Source organism: Exiguobacterium sp. PHA03 (genome assembly GCF_041945985.1).
Taxonomy (GTDB): domain Bacteria; phylum Bacillota; class Bacilli; order Exiguobacteriales; family Exiguobacteriaceae; genus Exiguobacterium_A.
On the sequence record NZ_JAUTYQ010000001.1, the window covers coordinates 229775 to 242532 of the forward strand.

At 47.7% G+C, this 12758-nt stretch carries 15 protein-coding genes; 12 read left to right on the forward strand and 3 right to left on the reverse strand.

What is annotated here, in order from left to right; all coding sequences use genetic code 11:
- Positions 1 to 74 precede the first annotated feature (74 nt).
- Genes gcvT through gcvPB form a run of 3 tightly spaced genes read left to right on the forward strand, consistent with a single transcriptional unit; the run spans position 75 to position 3979 of the window.
- Complete coding sequence (gcvT, locus tag Q7C19_RS01190) at positions 75 to 1157, forward strand: glycine cleavage system aminomethyltransferase GcvT (RefSeq protein ID WP_035409121.1); 1083 nt, start codon at positions 75 to 77, stop codon at positions 1155 to 1157.
- Between the two features lie 13 nt (positions 1158 to 1170).
- Entirely contained in the window at positions 1171 to 2517 is a 1347-nt protein-coding gene (gene gcvPA / locus Q7C19_RS01195) for an aminomethyl-transferring glycine dehydrogenase subunit GcvPA (RefSeq protein ID WP_056060214.1), read from the forward strand.
- A complete protein-coding gene (gene gcvPB, locus Q7C19_RS01200; RefSeq protein ID WP_035409117.1) occupies positions 2510 to 3979 on the forward strand; it encodes an aminomethyl-transferring glycine dehydrogenase subunit GcvPB in 1470 nt (489 codons plus the stop codon). Before gcvPA ends, gcvPB begins: the two co-directional genes overlap by 8 nt.
- A 64-nt stretch (positions 3980 to 4043) precedes the next feature.
- On the opposite strand, the gene Q7C19_RS01205 is transcribed toward gcvPB, so the two are convergent.
- On the reverse strand, positions 4044 to 4424 hold the full coding sequence (locus tag Q7C19_RS01205) for a rhodanese-like domain-containing protein (protein WP_035409116.1): 381 nt from the start codon (positions 4422 to 4424) through the stop codon (positions 4044 to 4046).
- Positions 4425 to 4562: 138 nt separating this feature from the next.
- On the opposite strand from Q7C19_RS01205, the gene Q7C19_RS01210 reads away from it, so the two are divergent.
- The 3 genes from Q7C19_RS01210 (at position 4563) to hpt (ending at position 6517) form a co-directional block, all read left to right on the forward strand.
- Positions 4563 to 5393 carry a lipoate--protein ligase family protein gene (locus Q7C19_RS01210; RefSeq protein WP_375091436.1) on the forward strand — a complete coding sequence of 277 codons (831 nt, stop codon included), beginning with the start codon at positions 4563 to 4565 and terminating at the stop codon, positions 5391 to 5393.
- A 24-nt stretch (positions 5394 to 5417) separates the two neighbouring features.
- Complete coding sequence (gene mntR, locus Q7C19_RS01215; RefSeq protein WP_035398709.1) at positions 5418 to 5840, forward strand: transcriptional regulator MntR; 423 nt, start codon at positions 5418 to 5420, stop codon at positions 5838 to 5840.
- A gap of 149 nt (positions 5841 to 5989) precedes the next feature.
- Positions 5990 to 6517 (forward strand): hypoxanthine phosphoribosyltransferase, encoded by a 528-nt coding sequence (hpt, locus tag Q7C19_RS01220; RefSeq protein WP_064300287.1) that lies wholly within the window; start codon positions 5990 to 5992, stop codon positions 6515 to 6517.
- Between the two features lie 57 nt (positions 6518 to 6574).
- Here the strand turns inward: hpt and Q7C19_RS01225 are convergent, their stop codons facing one another.
- Both Q7C19_RS01225 and Q7C19_RS01230 read right to left on the reverse strand, forming a co-directional pair.
- A complete protein-coding gene (locus Q7C19_RS01225; protein ID WP_023467573.1) occupies positions 6575 to 6976 on the reverse strand; it encodes an SA1362 family protein in 402 nt (133 codons plus the stop codon).
- A gap of 20 nt (positions 6977 to 6996) precedes the next feature.
- A complete protein-coding gene (locus Q7C19_RS01230; protein WP_375091437.1) occupies positions 6997 to 7929 on the reverse strand; it encodes a DUF1385 domain-containing protein in 933 nt (310 codons plus the stop codon).
- A 156-nt stretch (positions 7930 to 8085) separates the two neighbouring features.
- Here Q7C19_RS01230 and aroQ point away from each other — a divergent pair, with 156 nt between their 5' ends.
- The 6 genes from aroQ to nusB all read left to right on the forward strand — a co-directional run bounded on the left by aroQ (position 8086) and on the right by nusB (position 12706).
- Positions 8086 to 8514 carry a type II 3-dehydroquinate dehydratase gene (gene aroQ, locus Q7C19_RS01235; RefSeq protein ID WP_035409105.1) on the forward strand — a complete coding sequence of 143 codons (429 nt, stop codon included), beginning with the start codon at positions 8086 to 8088 and terminating at the stop codon, positions 8512 to 8514.
- Between the two features lie 14 nt (positions 8515 to 8528).
- The gene (locus Q7C19_RS01240; RefSeq protein ID WP_290773362.1) at positions 8529 to 9593 is read left to right on the forward strand and encodes a M24 family metallopeptidase; all 1065 of its coding nucleotides are present in this window, start codon (positions 8529 to 8531) and stop codon (positions 9591 to 9593) included.
- Positions 9594 to 9628: 35 nt separating this feature from the next.
- A complete protein-coding gene (gene efp / locus Q7C19_RS01245) occupies positions 9629 to 10195 on the forward strand; it encodes an elongation factor P (RefSeq protein WP_023467577.1) in 567 nt (188 codons plus the stop codon).
- Between the two features lie 168 nt (positions 10196 to 10363).
- Positions 10364 to 10813 (forward strand): acetyl-CoA carboxylase biotin carboxyl carrier protein, encoded by a 450-nt coding sequence (gene accB / locus Q7C19_RS01250; protein ID WP_035409101.1) that lies wholly within the window; start codon positions 10364 to 10366, stop codon positions 10811 to 10813.
- A 15-nt stretch (positions 10814 to 10828) separates the two neighbouring features.
- Positions 10829 to 12181: an acetyl-CoA carboxylase biotin carboxylase subunit gene (accC, locus tag Q7C19_RS01255; RefSeq protein WP_035409099.1), complete on the forward strand. Its 1353-nt coding sequence runs from the start codon at positions 10829 to 10831 to the stop codon at positions 12179 to 12181.
- Between the two features lie 123 nt (positions 12182 to 12304).
- A complete protein-coding gene (nusB, locus tag Q7C19_RS01260; protein WP_035409747.1) occupies positions 12305 to 12706 on the forward strand; it encodes a transcription antitermination factor NusB in 402 nt (133 codons plus the stop codon).
- Positions 12707 to 12758: the final 52 nt, after the last annotated feature.

Here is a 12758-nt window from a genome sequence, read left to right on the forward strand (position 1 = left end):
TTGGTAAGATGAATTTGAAAATAGAACATTAATGAGAAGAGAGAGTGAAAACGTTCGTAAATAGGGGGATTTGTATGAGTCAAACGACATTGAAAAGAACACCGTTATTCGAAACGGTTTCGCAAACCGGTAAGATGGTGGATTTTGCGGGATTTGAAATGCCAGTTTTGTTTTCCTCGATTAAAGAAGAACACGTTGCAGTAAGGGAGAATGTCGGCATGTTCGATGTCTCGCACATGGGAGAACTGTTCGTCAGCGGACCGGATGCTCTGACGTTTTTACAAGCTACATTATCGAACGATATTTCGAAGATTGCGGTGGGGCAAGCGCAATATAACGTCTTATGCCAAGAAGACGGTGGGACAGTGGATGATTTACTCGTCTATCGTTTGGCAGAAACGGACTATCTTCTCGTCGTCAATGCTTCGAACATTGAAAAAGACGAACAACATTTACGTCACTATCTAACAGGGGACGTCACGCTTGAGAATCAATCGGAACAATATGGTCAAATTGCGGTCCAAGGACCACGTGCGGAAGCCATCCTTTCCGGCATGACACCACTTGTCTTATCAGAGATCGGATTTTTCAAGTTCCAACGGGGGACGGTTGCAGGAGTGGAAATGATCGTCTCACGCAGTGGGTACACAGGGGAAGATGGATTCGAACTCTACATGGCAGCTGGTGACGCACCTGCTGTCTGGCAAGCACTGCTTGAGCAAGGTGTCGTACCATGCGGGCTCGGGGCACGTGACACATTACGTTTTGAGGCATGTCTGCCACTTTACGGACATGAATTATCAGCAACGATTTCACCAATCGAAGCGGGAATGGGCTTTGCGGTCAAACCACAAGTCAAACCGTTCGTCGGTTCAGAAGTCTTGTTGCAACAGAAAGAACAAGGAGCACCGCGACGCTTGATCGGTCTTGAATTACTCGATAAAGGGATTGCGCGTCAAGATGCACCGGTTTGGCATGACGGGGAAGTCGTTGGTGTGGTGACGACAGGTACGTTGCCGCCGACAGTCGGAAAAGCTATTGCTTGGGCACTCGTTCCTGCAGAAGTAGCGGAACAAGAGCAATTTGAAGTGGAAGTACGCGGAAAACGTTTAGCAGCGAAACGAACAGCGACACCGTTTTATCGTCGCACGAAATAAGGGGGATATTTCTATGGATTTTCGTTATTTACCAATGACAGCAGAAGATGAGCAGGCGATGTTACAGACGATCGGTGCAGCATCGATCGAAGATTTACTCGCTGATATCCCGGCATCCGTCCGTGATAACGGTACATTGGAAGAAGTCGGTGTGCCACTTCCGGAAACGGACTTGATTCGGACGCTATCGAAGCTTGCCGACCAAAACATGAATACGAAACAATATCCATCGTTCCTTGGCGCAGGCATCTATGATCACTATGCACCTGCTGTCGTCAATCATATGTTACTGCGCTCAGAGTTTTACACTGCCTATACACCATATCAGCCAGAGATTTCGCAAGGTGAGCTACAAGCGATTTTTGAATTCCAATCGATGATTTGTGAATTGACAGGGATGGATGTCGCGAACTCGTCGATGTATGACGGTATCACGGCGTTAGCGGAAGCGGCCATGCTTGCTTGTGCCCATACGAAGAAAAAAACGATCGTTCTTTCAGATGGCGTTCACCCGGAAGCGCACGATGTCGTTCGGACGTATGCGAACGGTCCAGGACTAAACGTCGAGACGTTGGCGCTTGAGCAAGGTGTCACACGGATCGATCAACTCGATGCCATCGAAGACGTCGCCTGTGTCATCGTGCAGTATCCGAACTTCTACGGTCGTGTCGAAGAACTACAAGCATTGGCCGATGCGACTCATGCTCGTGGTGCGCTGTTCATCGTCTCTGCGAATCCACTGGCACTCGGTATCTTAGAAGCGCCAGGTAAACTTGGCGCTGACATTACGATCGGAGATTGCCAACCGTTCGGAATTCCACAAAGCTTTGGTGGACCGACATGTGGTTATTTCACGACGACAAAAGCGTTGATGCGTAAGATTCCGGGACGTCTCGTTGGACAGACCGTCGATGAGAATGGGAAACGCGGTTTCGTTCTGACGTTACAAGCACGTGAACAACACATTCGCCGTGACAAGGCGACATCTAACATCTGTTCGAACCAAGCGTTGAATGCACTCGCTGCTTCGATCGCGATGAGTGCACTCGGAAAACGGGGTATCCGGGAACTCGCGACACGTAACTTGCAAACGGCACATGCATTAAAACAAAAGCTGAAACAGGCTGGCTTTACGATCGTTGACGATGGACCGAGCTTCAATGAATTCGTCGTTACGCTACCAATCGACGCGACACGTGCGAGTCAACAATTGCTCGATCACGGAATCATCGGCGGTTTACCGTTAGGATCGTATGACGCAGCGCGTCAAAATGAAATGCTTGTTTGTGCAACGGAATTACGGACGAATGAAGAGTTGGATCAATTCGTGACAGCGTTAGGGGGACTCACACATGAATGAGCAAACATTGATCTTTGAAATTTCTAAACCGGGTCGTATCGCCTATAGCTTACCGTTACCGACTGTCGATGAGGTGGCAGTAGAAGAATTGTTACCGACCTCGATGTTACGGAAGGAAGACGTGGCGCTACCGGAAGTATCTGAACTGGATCTCGTCCGTCACTACACGGCACTCTCGAACCGTAACCATGGTGTGGATTCTGGATTCTATCCACTCGGGTCATGTACAATGAAATACAATCCGAAAATCAATGAAGATATGGCACGCCTCCCTGGGTTTGCACACATTCACCCGCTTCAACCAGTCGAAAGTGTTCAAGGGGCACTCGGTTTGATGTATGATCTGCAAGAAAAACTCGCGGTCATCACAGGAATGGATGAAGTGACGCTTCAGCCGGCGGCGGGAGCACATGGTGAATGGACAGGTTTGATGCTGATTAAGGCATATCATCATGCGCGTGGTGATTTCAAGCGGACGAAAGTCCTCGTACCGGACTCGGCACACGGAACGAACCCGGCATCGGCATCAGTCGCTGGATTTGATACCGTGACGGTCTTATCGGATGAACGTGGTCTCGTTGATCTAGCAGACTTAAAGAAAAAAGTCGGTGACGATACAGCGGCACTCATGTTGACGAATCCCAACACGCTCGGTTTGTTTGAGTCGGATATCGTCGAAATCGCACAAGCGGTTCACGAGGCGGGTGGAAAACTGTACTATGATGGTGCGAACTCGAATGCGATCATGGGCATTGCTCGTCCAGGGGACATGGGCTTTGATGTCGTCCACTTGAACTTGCATAAGACGTTCACAGGACCGCACGGTGGCGGCGGACCAGGATCGGGTCCAGTAGGAGTCAAACAAGATTTGATTCCGTATTTACCGAAACCAATCGTCCGCAAAGAAGAAGAGCGTTATGTCCTCGACTACGATCGCCCGGAAGCGATCGGTCGCGTCAAACCATTCTACGGTAACTTCGGCATCAACGTTCGTGCCTATAGCTATATTCGGACGATGGGTGGGGCAGGTCTCGCTCGCGTCTCGAAAGAAGCGGTCTTGAATGCGAACTATATGTTGGCTCGTCTCAAAGGTGCGTATGACGCGCCATACGACGTCTATTGCAAGCACGAATTCGTCTTGTCGGGTAAACGTCAAAAAGCATTAGGTGTCCGGACGCTTGATATCGCTAAACGTCTGCTTGACTTTGGATACCATCCACCAACGATCTACTTCCCGTTGAACGTCGAGGAGTGTATCATGATCGAACCGACGGAAACGGAATCGAAAGAAACACTCGACGCCTTCTGTGATGCGATGCTCCAGATTGCAAAAGAGGTCGAAGAGACACCGGATGTCGTTTTGAACGCCCCACACACGACGGTCGTCAAACGGATGGATGAGACACTTGCTGCTCGCAAGCCCGTCTTACGCTATGAACCAAAACAAGAAGTACATGTATAAGCAAGAACCATAAAAAAAGGATCTCTCCTTCCGGAGGGATCCTTTTTTTGCGATGAACGAAGCATCAGCTCCGTTTGATTTTTCCTGACCACTGCTTGAATCCGCCTTTTAATTGATACAGATTCGTATAGCCTGCTTTTTTCAAAACTTTTGCAGCTTGTGAAGAACGCATGCTACCTTGACAGTACAAGTAAATCGGCATATCTTTCCGTAATTCCTTCGAGCGCATCTTCATTTGGCTGACCGGGATATTACGAGCACCAACGATGTGTCCACCTTTGAATTCCTGTGTCTCGCGGACATCGACGATTTGTGCTTTGCGATAGTTCGCACGGAATTCTTCCTGTGACAATTTCGTGATACCTTTGACCGGCATGAAACGCCAAGCGATGTAGGCGATCAGCGCGACCCATAGTACGATCGTAACGATAGTTCCAGTTTCCATATTCGACTTCCAACCCCTTCGTTCGTTTAACCTCTGTTTCATTATAGTCAACGAAATCGATTTCGGCAATCGACTCGTGATTGCGCGACCGAGAAAGGGTTTGATACACTAATACGGAAACGTTTTGGGGGTGCTGAAGTGAACAGAGAGTGGCAAGTATTGACGACGCCGGCGATGGAGCCGGCAATGAACATGGCAATCGATGAAGCATTGATTCAGTTCGTCGGGCGGGGGGAGATCGCACCGACGCTTCGTTTTTACTCATGGGAACCACGTGGATTAAGTATTGGCCATTTCCAACGAGCAACCCGTGATATCGATCGAAAGCGGATTGCAGAGCTCGGGATTCCGATCGTGCGTCGGATGACAGGAGGGCGCGCTGTCTTGCATGCAGACGAGTTGACATACAGTGTCGTCATCCCGGAAGATACAGAAGGTTTACCACGCACGGTCATCGAAAGTTACCGAATGTTGACGGAAGGGATTCGCAAAGGATACCATCACCTCGGCATTCCGGTCGAATTTTCCGTTCCGTTGACGGAAGAGGAAAAAGAAGAATTACGGAAGCCGAAATCAGCCGTCTGTTTTGATGCAGCATCGTATTATGAACTCGCTGTAGGAAAACGGAAAGTCGCAGGAAGTGCACAAGTCCGCCATCAAGGCGTTGTCTTACAGCACGGTTCGGTCCCACTCTCTGTCGATGAAGGTGAATTGTTTGATTGTTTCTTGTATGATGATGAATCGACGCGCGAGCGGATGAAAGCGCGTTTTTCAGGAAAAGCTGTCGCTTTGAATGAGCTAGCAGGTCGCGCTGTCGCATTTGACGAGGTACAAGAAGCGTTCACGAAAGGCTTCGAAGAGGCGCTTGATTTGTCGTTCGTTCCGTTGACATTCACGAGTGAGCAGTGGCAGGAGATTGAGCGTCTTGCCGAGAAATACCGTAGTGATGAGTGGAACTGGAAACGCTAATGAATGAAATGGGAAGGTGATGTCGTGCCAACTCCGAGTATGGAAGATTATTTGGAACAAATTTATAAACTGATTGAAGATAAAGGATACGCTCGCGTATCGGATATAGCGGAGTCGTTAGGAGTTCACCCGTCCTCGGTAACGAAGATGGTTCAAAAGCTCGACCGGGAGACGTACCTTGTTTACGAAAAGTATCGGGGTCTCATGCTGACACCTAAAGGACGCAAAATCGGAAAGCGTCTCGTGGAACGACACGCCTTACTTGAAGATTTTCTTCGTCTCGTTGGTGTGGATGAGGAACTGATTTATAAGGATGTCGAAGGAATCGAGCATCATATTAGTATCGAAGCGTTGGATAAGATTAACGGAATGATTCAGTTCTTTGCGGAACGTCCTGGTTTGAAAGAGGAACTGCATCGCTATCAACAAGCCCATCCAGAGGATTGAGGCTTGTTTTTTTATAGTTCCTTGCTAAAAAAAGTTCTCAAACACGAACGATCCATTACATTTTTATGATAAAGTGCGCATTTTAAGGTAGATATGCTATACTGAGCCTGAAAATGGACGAAGGGGGTGGCGGGTGTTCGCACCTTGTCATGGAAATCACGATTAAAGAAAAATTAGTGTCGGAGTCACAACTGAAAGAAAAGGTTCGTGAATTAGCACAACAGATCGAAGTGGATGCGGCTGGGCGTCAAATCGTTCTCGTCGTCGTGTTAAAAGGGTCGATGGTCTTTGCTGCGGATTTGATGCGCGAAATCAAAGGAAGCGTTCAAATTGATACAGTCGCGTGCTCTTCTTACGGAACAAAGACCGTCTCTTCCGGGCGTGTTCAGTTGAAGAAAGATCTCGATCTCGATGTGCAAGGGAAATATGTCGTCGTCATCGAAGATATCATCGACACAGGGCGGACGCTCCATTTCTTATGTGATCACATGAAATTGCATCAACCCGGAGTTCTCAAAGTATGTACATTGCTTGATAAACCGGCACGTCGTGAGGTAAAACTCGACGCAGACTATGTCGGTTTCGAGATTCCGGATTACTTCGTTGTTGGGTACGGAATCGATTGTGCGGAGGAATATCGCAATCTACCGTATATCGGTTGGGTCGAAACGGATTGAACACGAAAAAAGGAGGTTCGTCGCATGACGAATCTCCTTTTTAATGTACTTCTGAAATTAAAAAGCACGTTTTTTCTTTTTGCCTTTTTTTCCTTCGATCACTGTCAGATGAGGCGCTTTTGAACGATCGCGCAACGGTCTGACTTTATTCGATGCCGGCGCTTTTGAGGACTTGACCGGTTTTTTCTTAAAGTCTGTCCGGCGAACAGAATTCGAAGAGCCATGCATTTTTTTTGATTGAGCGACGGATTTTCGGTACTGAGCATTTGCGCCCGTTCCGACGCTTCGATTACGAGTCAGGAACTTAAAGAGCAAGAAGATGATCCCGGCGGTAATCCCGAAGAACAGCAATTGTGAAAACAGACTACTTGGATTATTGACGAGTTTATATCCAAAGCCGACAAAAGCGAACAGTAACACGACGAGTGCAAATGTAGAACCAATGCGTTGTCTGATCATAATATCACCCCTGTTATCGATTAACCCAGTGCATTCTCATGTAGGTTATGTTCCTGTTTTTCCAACGCTTCAAACGCATAAATCGCAACCTCGATCTGTGCATCGTTCGGTTCTTTCGTCGTCAAGTACTGTAACCATAGACCAGGCAAGGCGATAACACGAAGTCCTTTGATATGTTGTGCTTTATTCGTTAGCTGTAAGACTTCAAATGATAGACCGATGACGACCGGTAATAAAGCAATCCGGCAGACGAGACGCAACCAAAGTGGATCCGTTGGCACGATCAGATAGACGAAAAATCCGACGATGACGGTGAAGATCAAGAAACTCGAGCCGCAACGGTAATGAAGACGACTGCTGACGCGAACGTTTTCGACCGTGAGTGGGCGTCCTGATTCGACACAGTTAATGACTTTATGCTCAGCGCCATGGTACTGAAAGAGTCGTTTTACGAGTGGAGTCAAAGAAATCACGTAGAGATAACTAAATAGTAACGTTAATTTAATCACTGCTTCGATGATGTTTTGAACGACATGTCCCGATAAGAGCGGAAACACATCAAACAAAGACGCAAGGAAAGCAGGTAATAACGTAAAGAGTAATTTCCCAAAGAAAAAGGAAAGAATTCCGACGACAGCCACTCCGAGCCATTTCGTCAATGGACTAGCCGTTGACTCTTCTGGTTCTTCTTCACCGGGTTTGACGCCGTAGCGATCACTTGCGAAATTCATGTGACTTGCGCCATTCGCTGAAGATTCCATTAATGCAAAGAGACCGCGCAGGAGTGGAATTCGTTTTCCTTTGGCGATTCGTGGTCGAATCGGTTTTTGTTGTGCAAACGTCTCAATCGACGAATCATTTCGACGAATCGCAGAGACCGCATGGGTCGCATTTTGGAACATGACGCCCTCGACGATGGCTTGACCACCGACCGGCGGATTAGTCGTTTTCATAATAGAACGCATCCCGTCTTCATTAAAATTAGGTGTATCGTCAGTGTACTTGATTTACGACAAAAAAACTATGTTCGACTCGTCAAAACGAGGTAATCTTTAGGAGTCGGAAATCGGGTTATGATACAATGAAAAAGAATTCGAGGAGGTGTTTTTTTGCGTGTCTTGATTTTAAACGGACCAAACTTGAATTTACTTGGAACACGCGAACCGGATACATACGGAACGGCAACGTTAGCTGATTTAGAACACGAGCTTCGCGCTTATTTTCCGAACATTCAGTTTCGGTTCGAGCAATCGAACCATGAAGGACGACTGATTGATGTTCTTCACGAGGAACGAGGGGCGGACGGCATCGTCTTCAATGCGGCTGCCTACACGCATACGAGTATCGCGTTACGTGACGCGATTGCTGCAATCGAAGCACCCGTCATAGAGGTCCATCTATCGAATGTCCATTCACGTGAATCCTTCCGGCATCATTCGATGATCGCACCAGTCTGCAAGGGGGTCATCGCTGGACTTGGCATGACGGGATATCGTCTGGCAACAGAAGCACTCCAAGCTTTACAACAATCGGAATAAGGGGGAAATCAATCATGAAACAACGGATCGAGGCGTTACAAGCAGCTTTAAAGGAACGGGACCTTCCAGGATTACTCGTCACGAAAGCAGAGAACATTCGTTATATTTCCGGCTTCACAGGTTCAAGCGGTGCATGTCTCGTAACAGAAGAGCAAGCGTACTTCGTGACGGATTTCCGTTACACGGAGCAAGCGGCAGACCAAGTCAAAGGAATGGAAATCGTCCAAATTGAACGTTCGATTCCAGAGACAATGGGTGAATTGATGGCAGGGGCACGTGTTCGCGCGGTCGGCGTCGAAAAAGATGCGATGACACTCGGTGCTTTTGAAGCGTATGATCAAGCTTCTTCGATCGAACTCGTTCCGACGACGGGAATCATCGAAAACCTACGCTTGATTAAGGATTCATCAGAGATTAAGATGATTAAGGAAGCGGTGGAGCTCGCAGATGCGACCTTCCAGCATATCTTGACGTACATTCAACCAGGACGGACGGAACTTGAAGTATCAAATGAACTAGAATTCTTCATGCGTAAGCAGGGAGCGACGTCTTCTTCTTTCGATACGATCGTTGCATCGGGCTATCGTTCTGCCTTGCCGCACGGTGTTGCCAGTTCGAAGGTCATTGCGACAGGCGAACTTGTCACGCTTGATTTTGGGGCGCTTCTGAACGGTTATGTTTCAGATATCACACGGACTGTAGCAGTCGGTCCGATCAATGCTGAATTGCAGAAAATCTACGATACAGTCTTACAAGCACAACTAGCGGGTGTTGATGGTTTAAAACCAGGTATTACAGGGATCGAAGCGGACGCATTGACGCGTGATATCATCAAAGAAGCAGGATACGGCGAGTACTTCGGTCACTCGACGGGACACGGCATTGGTCTAGAAGTACATGAAGGACCTGGTCTATCTTTCCGCTCTGAGACGAAACTTGAACCGGGCATGATCGTCACGGTCGAACCAGGTATCTACGTGCCGCAAGTCGGCGGATGCCGAATTGAAGATGACGTCTTGATCACGGAAACAGGTCGAGAAATTCTTTCGTCTTCACCAAAAGAACTGATCACTCTCTAATTCAGAGTGACGGGACATTTTAGGAGGAACCATTCATGGTATCAGTAAACGATTTAAAAACAGGATTAACGATCAAAACTTCAGACGGTATGATTTGGCAAGTACTTGAATTCCAACATGTTAAACCAGGTAAAGGGGCAGCGTTCGTTCGGACGAAAATGCGTAATATCCGTAACGGGAACATCCAAGAGATGACATTCCGCGGCGGTGAGCGTGTCGAGCGTGCGCACATCGAGCGTAACAAGATGCAATACCTCTACCCAATGGGTGAGACATATGTCTTCATGGATACAGAATCTTACGAGCAGTTGGAATTGACGACGGCACAAGTCGAAGCAGCTCTTCCATACTTGCTTGAAAACATGGAAGTTCAAATCGCTGTTTATAACGGCGAAATCCTCGGTCTTGAATTACCTAACACGGTCGTCATGACGATCGTTGAAGCGGAGCCGGGCGTTAAAGGCGATACAGCTTCGAACGTCAAGAAAAACGCGACAGTAGAGACGGGACACATCATTCAAGTGCCACTCTTCATCGAAGCGGGCGAAAAAGTAACGGTTGATACACGTACAGGTGATTTCACAGGTCGTTACAACGGATAAGAACGAAACGACAAGACGTCTTTCACCTTTTGTTAGGTCGAGAGGCGTCTTTTTTCATCCAGCGTGACTTGCATCCAATGGTATGACCAGTTAATATAAGTATTTGAGTAGGCATTAGCACCTGGTATAATAATTGTGAATACAGCATAGATGGGGGAAGAATGACAGATGAAAATCGATCAGTTGAAACAAGTACTCGAAATGCTCGATCAGTCGAGTGTAAACGAACTCACACTTGAGACGGATACGTATAAATTGGAATTAAAGAAACAAGGAGAGACGGTAACGGTCTCACACCAAGCACCCGCTGCACCGGTAGCAACACCTGCTCCTGTGAAACAAACAGCGGCACCTGTTGAAGAAGAAGCAGTCGCTGACGATACGATCACAATCAATGCGTTAATGGTCGGGACGTTCTATTCTCGTCCGAATCCGGATAAACCGGCATACGTCAAAGTCGGGGATCAGATCGAAGTCGGTCAAGTCGTCTGTGTCCTTGAAGCAATGAAACTCTTCAATAACTTAAACTCGGAAGTATCTGGAACGGTCGTCGAGATTCTTGTCGCCGATGGAGATCTCGTTGAATTTGGTCAACCACTCTTCCGGATCCGTCCGTAAACGGGGGTGAACAGCATGGAAAAATTATTGATTGCCAACCGTGGAGAAATTGCCGTCCGCATCATTCGAGCGGCAAAGGAACTTGGAATACAAACCGTTGCTGTCTACTCGACGGCGGATAAGGAAGCGTTACACGTTCGCTTAGCAGATGAGGCATATTGCATCGGTGAAGCAAGTTCTGCTTCATCCTACTTAAACGTTACGAACATTCTTGCGATCGCAACAAATCGTCAAGTCACGATGATCCACCCGGGTTATGGTTTCTTAGCTGAGAACGTCGATTTTGCCGAGATGTGTGAAGCGTGTGGGATTAAGTTCGTTGGTCCGACGTCGGATGCGATTCGTCAGATGGGGATCAAGGATGTCGCGAAGAAGACGATGATCGAATGCGGAGTACCCGTCGTACCTGGTTCAGATGGAACGGTCACAGACGAAGAAGCGGTCGCACTGGCGCAAGAAATCGGTTATCCAGTCATCATCAAAGCGACAGCAGGTGGCGGTGGTAAAGGGATTCGGGTCGCTCGTTCGGAAGAAGAGTTGATCAATGGTCTAAGTGAGACGCGTCGTGAAGCGAAACAAGCCTTCGGAAACGGAGACGTATACTTAGAGCGCTTCATCGAAGAATTCCGCCATGTTGAAGTACAGGTACTTGCTGACCGTCATGGCAATGTCATTCACCTCGGGGAACGAGATTGTACCGTTCAACGCCGGATGCAGAAACTGATTGAGGAAGCACCATCTCCTGCGGTCAGTGAAGCAACACGGTTGAAGATGGGCGAGGCTGCTGTAAAAGCAGCAAAAGCGATTCAGTATACGGGAGCTGGAACGATCGAATTCATCTTCGTCGAAGAGACGGAAGAATTCTTCTTCATGGAGATGAACACGCGCATTCAAGTGGAACATCCAGTAACGGAGATGATCACAGGGTTCGATCTCGTTCAAGCACAACTCCAAGTCGCGCTCGATCATCCACTTGCCGTTAAACAAAAGGATATCAAGTTCCATGGTCATTCGATTGAGTGCCGGATCAATGCCGAAGATCCAGACCATGATTTCCGTCCGTCTGCTGGACGTGTCACACAATATGTGACACCGGGCGGAATGGGCGTGCGCATCGATAGCGCGGTCTATCCAGGGTATATGATTCCACCATACTATGACTCGATGGTTGCAAAGTTGATCGTTCATGCAGAAACACGGGAAGAAGCATGCGCGAAAATGGAACGTGCGCTAGCTGAATTTTGGATCGAAGGTGTTAAAACGACGATCCCGTTCCACGAACGGGTTCTCAGTCACCCGGTATTCCGTCGTGGTACATTTACGACGAAATTCGCAGAGCGTGAGTTAAAAGGTACGATCGTAAACTGAATCAGGACGGGAGTTTGTGCGACGAACTCCCGTCTTTTTTTGGCGTTCTCTATGTTTTTTAAAAGAGGAATGTGCTAAACTAACTGATTGAGAACGACAAAAAAAGGAGCACGCAAAATCATGATGAAACGACACATGGCACGCGAACTCGCAGTCCAATCTTTGTTCCAAATGGAACTTTCGGATCTGACTGCACAAGAGGCCATTGAATTCGCGGTAGAAGGTAAGGAATACGATACATTCGTCGAGCAATTGGTGAACGGTGTCGAAACGAACAAAGAAACAATTGATCAGCATATTCGAGAAGCGCTCGTCAACTGGTCGTTCGAGCGACTTGGAAACATCGAGCGGACGATTCTTCGCTTAGCCGTCTATGAATTGTTGTTCGAAACGAACATTCCGGTTCGAGTAACGATTAACGAAGCCATCGAATTGACGAAGGCGTTCGCAGATGAAGAAGCAACGAAAATTGTGAACGGTGTTCTTGGTAAAGTGGCACAAGGCGTCGTCAAAGAAAATTCATAAACCGATTTAAAACCGAATAGAGACAAACAGACAGAAGAGTGAATCGAACTTT

What these genes read in the sequence shown, in the direction of transcription:
- accB (WP_035409101.1), top strand. Translation starts at nt 10,364, where the DNA reads ATGAAAATCGATCAGTTGAAACAAGTACTCGAAATGCTCGATCAGTCG.
- nusB (WP_035409747.1), top strand. Translation starts at nt 12,305, where the DNA reads ATGAAACGACACATGGCACGCGAACTCGCAGTCCAATCTTTGTTCCAA.
- hpt (WP_064300287.1), top strand. Translation starts at nt 5,990, where the DNA reads ATGGAAATCACGATTAAAGAAAAATTAGTGTCGGAGTCACAACTGAAA.
- gcvT (WP_035409121.1), top strand. Translation starts at nt 75, where the DNA reads ATGAGTCAAACGACATTGAAAAGAACACCGTTATTCGAAACGGTTTCG.
- Q7C19_RS01230 (WP_375091437.1), bottom strand. Translation starts at nt 7,929, where the DNA reads ATGAAAACGACTAATCCGCCGGTCGGTGGTCAAGCCATCGTCGAGGGC.
- gcvPB (WP_035409117.1), top strand. Translation starts at nt 2,510, where the DNA reads ATGAATGAGCAAACATTGATCTTTGAAATTTCTAAACCGGGTCGTATC.
- accC (WP_035409099.1), top strand. Translation starts at nt 10,829, where the DNA reads ATGGAAAAATTATTGATTGCCAACCGTGGAGAAATTGCCGTCCGCATC.
- Q7C19_RS01205 (WP_035409116.1), bottom strand. Translation starts at nt 4,424, where the DNA reads ATGGAAACTGGAACTATCGTTACGATCGTACTATGGGTCGCGCTGATC.
- Q7C19_RS01225 (WP_023467573.1), bottom strand. Translation starts at nt 6,976, where the DNA reads ATGATCAGACAACGCATTGGTTCTACATTTGCACTCGTCGTGTTACTG.
- gcvPA (WP_056060214.1), top strand. Translation starts at nt 1,171, where the DNA reads ATGGATTTTCGTTATTTACCAATGACAGCAGAAGATGAGCAGGCGATG.
- Q7C19_RS01240 (WP_290773362.1), top strand. Translation starts at nt 8,529, where the DNA reads ATGAAACAACGGATCGAGGCGTTACAAGCAGCTTTAAAGGAACGGGAC.
- efp (WP_023467577.1), top strand. Translation starts at nt 9,629, where the DNA reads ATGGTATCAGTAAACGATTTAAAAACAGGATTAACGATCAAAACTTCA.